This window comes from Streptomyces sp. NPDC059524, assembly GCF_042749255.1.
GTDB classification, from domain to species: domain Bacteria; phylum Actinomycetota; class Actinomycetes; order Streptomycetales; family Streptomycetaceae; genus Streptomyces; species Streptomyces xanthii.
Map to the genome: position 1 here is coordinate 1 of NZ_JBHYTK010000280.1, position 4,555 is coordinate 4,555.

General features: G+C 71.5%; 2 protein-coding genes. One reads left to right on the forward strand and one right to left on the reverse strand.

Annotation, left to right across the window (positions count from 1 at the left end):
* Positions 1-109: 109 nt before the first annotated feature.
* Complete coding sequence (locus ACFW9D_RS37945; protein WP_384630002.1) at positions 110-1,744, reverse strand: streptophobe family protein; 1,635 nt, start codon at positions 1,742-1,744, stop codon at positions 110-112.
* 258 nt (positions 1,745-2,002) lie between these two features.
* Between ACFW9D_RS37945 and ACFW9D_RS37950 the strand changes: the two genes are divergently transcribed.
* The gene (locus ACFW9D_RS37950) at positions 2,003-4,516 is read left to right on the forward strand and encodes an FHA domain-containing protein (protein ID WP_384630004.1); all 2,514 of its coding nucleotides are present in this window, start codon (positions 2,003-2,005) and stop codon (positions 4,514-4,516) included.
* The last annotated feature ends 39 nt before the right edge of the window (positions 4,517-4,555 follow it).

Consider the following 4,555-nt stretch of genomic DNA (forward strand, 5'->3'; position numbering starts at 1 on the left):
CAACGGCGGGGGGCGCCTTTCATCGGGGGAAGGCGCGGCGAAGCCGCATGCCTTCAGGGGCGCGGGGAACTGCGCGAGAAGCCCCACCGGCCCGCAGCCCCGCGTCGGCCTAAAGGTCCCCGTCCGCGGGGGGAGGCGGCGGTGGAGGGGGAGGCGGCGGCCAGGACGCGGAGCGCGGGCGCTCGGAGGGCCGCGGCGGCCGGAGCGGGGCCGCCATCGTGGGCGCCGCCGAGACGTCGTCCCGCACCTCGCCCCGGGGCGGATCGGGCTCCGGCTCCAGATACGGGTTCTCCGGAACATCCGGCGAGCCGTACGGGTGGGGCGGGGCGTACGGACCCGCCCGCTCATCGGGCGCGGGGACGGCGGCCCGCGCCGCACGCGAGCCCGCCGCGCCTGCCGCCCAGGCCAGCACGGCCCCGCAGCCGCCCGCCCCGGCCCCCCACGCCGCCCCGAGCAGCAAGGCCGTCCCCGTACGACCGTGCAGCTCCACCCCCGCGTCGAACGCGTCGAAGCCCAGGACCGAGAGGGACGAGGACGCCGAGACGTCCGTCAGCCGGACCAGGAGGGGGAGGGCCACGGCGGTGACCACGCCGAGCCGGAGCGCGCAGTGCGCCGCAAAGACGAGCACGCCCTGGCGCGGCCCGCGCGGGGTGCGCGCCGCCGTGAGGACCCCGGCGCACAGCATCATCAGAGCCGCGGCCAGGGGCAGCAGCCACACCCGCCCGTCCAGCTCGGCGAGCCTGCCCACCGTCACCGGCTCGTCCGCCGACACCCGCAGCAGCTCCCCGAGCGGGTCCGGCAACAGTTGACCGAGCCCACCCGTCGCCGCCCCGTCCCACGGCACGAACAGTCCCAGGGGCACCCCGAGCCACACCCCGTTCGGCGCCCCGAGCAGCGCCGCGCCCGCGATCCGCCGCGGATGCTCGTCACCGGCCATCGCGTACGCCGCCGCGGCGAGGCCGGCGAGCACCGCAAGGAGCACCACCCCGACCAGCGCCGACACCGCGGGCCGCACCACCCGGTGCAGCGGGTCCAGGACGCGCGGCAGCGGAGTGCGCCGCGACGCCAGCAGCGCGATGAGCAGCACCCCGAGCACGAACACCGCACCGCCCAGCAGCGTCGGCCCCGTCCGCACGGTGAAGCCCACCGACGCCTTCGCCCCCGCGAGGTCGCCGAGCCGGCCGGGCAACAGCCCCGCGACACCGCCCGGCAGCCGGTCCGCGATCCCCGCGGGCAGGCCCCCCTTGTCGGGAATGCCCCCAAGACCCAGCTTCGTACCGTCAATCGTGATGAGGTCGTGACCCGCCCACGACAACCCGCCGAGCAGTCCGAGAAAGAGCGCCGCCACCGTGCCCGCGCGCGCCGCCAGTTCCCCGAATCCCACCTCAACGGCCCCTGAACGCAGGGACCGCAGGAAGAACCAGCTGAGCAGCAGCGCACCGGTGAGCCCCACACCCAGCGGGGCGACATCGATCGCCGTATGTGTCTGAGCCGTGTCCAGACCGAAGGCCGAGACGTCGCCCGACGGTGCCACCTGCCCGCCGACGCCGAGCGTCACGACGGCGGCCGTCATCGGTCCGAGGGAACCGGCCGCGTCCGCGTCCAGCAGGTGCAGGCCCAGCGCGGCGACCCCCACCATCCCGATGAAAGCCCAGCTCACAGCGGCGACGGCCGAGATCAGCACATCGCCGGCGAGCGCGGCACCCGGCCGCCGGGTGCGCCGGCCGGTCTCCGTCACGGACATCTTGGACCCCCCGATCCGTCCCGCAACGCCCCTGATTTCCCATTTACTCATGATCCGTAGGGAGTTGTGGGCTCTTACCACTCTCGGGGCCCGTATCGTCCCCGTCAACGGCGGACGCGAGGACGGGGCGGGGGAGTCTTCACAACCCCCGACGCAAGGCCCGACTTTCGGTCACGGGGGGCTTCCTGAAATAGTTCCTCACGATGTTCGACATCCCTAGACTCCCCATGACGGGGGCAAAAATCGGGGGACAACTCAGTGGGGCATGGAGTGCCTGAACTCGTACTGGAATTGAACGGCAGGACCTGGACGCTCGACCCGTCCAGGCCGTACACCCTGGGGCGCGACCCCGGGGGAGACATCGTGCTCGACGACGCCCGGGTGTCCTGGCGTCACGCCACGATCAGCTGGGGCGGCCGCAGTTGGGTCATCGAGGACCACGGGTCGACCAACGGCACCTTCGTGCAGGGGCAGCGGATCCACCAGATGGAGATCGGTCCCGGCTCCTCGGTGCATCTCGGCAACTCGACCGACGGTCCCAAGGTCAGCGTGCAGGGCAGCGCCCAGGCCGCCGCCGTGGCCACGCCGCCGCAGCAACAGCATGCGCAGCAGGCCCCGCCGCAGCACCAGCAGCAGGCCGCGTGGCCCCAGCAGCAGGCGCCGCAGCAGCAGCCCCCGCAGCAGGCCTGGAACCAGCAGCCGCCGGCGCAGAAGGTGCCGCAGCAGCAGGGCGGCCCGGCCGGCGCCCCGCCGGTCTACGGCGACCGCAGCCCCACGACCTTCCACCAGGTCGCCCTCGGCCGCGTGATGCGCATCGGTCGTGCGCTGGAGAACGAGCTGGTGGTCTCCGACCTCCAGGTCTCCCGCCACCACGCCGAGTTCCACGCGACGCCCGACGGCCGCTTCGAGATCCGCGACCTCGGCTCGCACAACGGCACGTACGTCAACGGTCAGCCGATCGCCAAGGGCGGCTCCCAGCTGCTCGGCCCGAACGACATCGTCGGCGTCGGCCACTCGACGTTCCGCCTGGTCGGCGACCGCCTCGAGGAGTTCGTCGACACCGGTGACGTCTCCTTCTCGGCGCGCCACCTCACGGTGACCGTCGACGGCGGCAAGCAGATCCTCAAGGACGTCTCCTTCGGCGTCCCCGAGAAGTCGCTCATCGCCGTCATCGGCCCCTCGGGATCCGGTAAGTCCACCCTGCTCAAGGCGCTCACCGGCTACCGGCCCGCCAACCAGGGTGACGTCCTCTACGACAACCGGAACCTGTACAAGCAGTTCGCCGAGCTGCGTCAGCGCATCGGTCTGGTCCCGCAGGACGACATCCTGCACAAGGAGCTGACCGTCAAGAAGGCGCTCAAGTACGCGGCCAAGCTCCGCTTCCCCGCCGACACCAGCGAGCAGGAGCGCGAGCAGCGCATCGACGAGGTGCTGCGCGAGCTCAAGCTGGACATCCACAAGGAGAAGAAGGTCACCTCTCTCTCCGGTGGCCAGCGCAAGCGCGTCTCGGTGGCCCTGGAGCTGCTGACCAAGCCGTCCCTGATCTTCCTGGACGAGCCCACCTCGGGCCTCGACCCGGGCATGGACCGCGACGTCATGCAGCTGCTGCGCGGCCTGTCCGACGACGGCCGCACGGTCCTCGTCGTCACCCACTCCGTGGCCGAGCTCGCCCTGTGCGACAAGCTCCTCGTCATGGCGCCGGGCGGCTCGGTGGCCTACTTCGGTCCGCCGGAGGAAGCGCTCAACTTCTTCGGCTACGAGACCTGGGCCGACGTCTTCTCCGCGTTCGAGAACTACCGCGACTACGACTGGGCGGGCCGCTGGAAGGGCTCGCAGCACTACCAGATGTACGCCGCGGACATCGACGCCGTCGCCCCGCAGTCGGTGCAGATGCCGCCGCCCGCCGCGGTCAGGCCGCCCAAGCCGCAGCCCTGGGGCTCGCAGCTGATCACGCTGATCCGCCGCTACTGCTCGGTGATCGCCTCCGACAAGGGCTTCATCGGCCTGATGGTGATCCTGCCCGCGGTGCTCGGCCTGGTCTCGGTGGTCATCCCCGCCGACTTCGGCCTCGCGCCGCCCAAGCCGCCGTCCCGGTTCAACGGCGACGCGGGCACGATCATGCTGATCATCGCCGTCGGCATGTGCTTCTCGGCCGCGGCCAACTCGGTCCGTGAGCTGATCAAGGAGCGGGTCATCTACGAGCGCGAGCGGGCGACCGGCCTGTCCCGCTCCGCGTACCTGATGTCCAAGGTCATCGTCCTCGGCGTGATCACGGCCATCCAGGGCATCATCATCTGCGGTATCGGCTTCGCCCCGCGCGACCTTCCGGCGGAAGGCCTGCTGATGCCGCCGGCGGTCGAGCTCTGCATCTCGATCATCGCGCTCGGCTTCACCTCGATGATGTTCGGCCTGGTCATCTCCTCGCTGGTGAAGACCTCCGAGAAGACGATGCCGCTGCTCGTCATGTTCGCGATCGTCCAGGTCGTGTTCACCGGCGTCCTCTTCCAGATCTACGGAACGCTCGGCCTGGAGCAGTTCGCCTGGCTGATGCCGTCCCGCTGGGCCATCGGCGCCGCCGGAGCCACGCTGGACCTGGCGCACCTCATGCCGCCGTGGGACCAGCAGAAGCCGAACGACCTGGACCCGCTGTGGGAGCACTCGGTCGGCCAGTGGGGCATCAACCTCACGATCCTGATCGCCCTCGGTGTCGTCTGCGGCTTCGCGGTCGCGCGCCTGCTGCGCCGCCACGAGCCCGAGGTCATGCGCAAGTAGTCACGGCTCAGGTACGCGGACGACGGAGAAGGGCGGCAC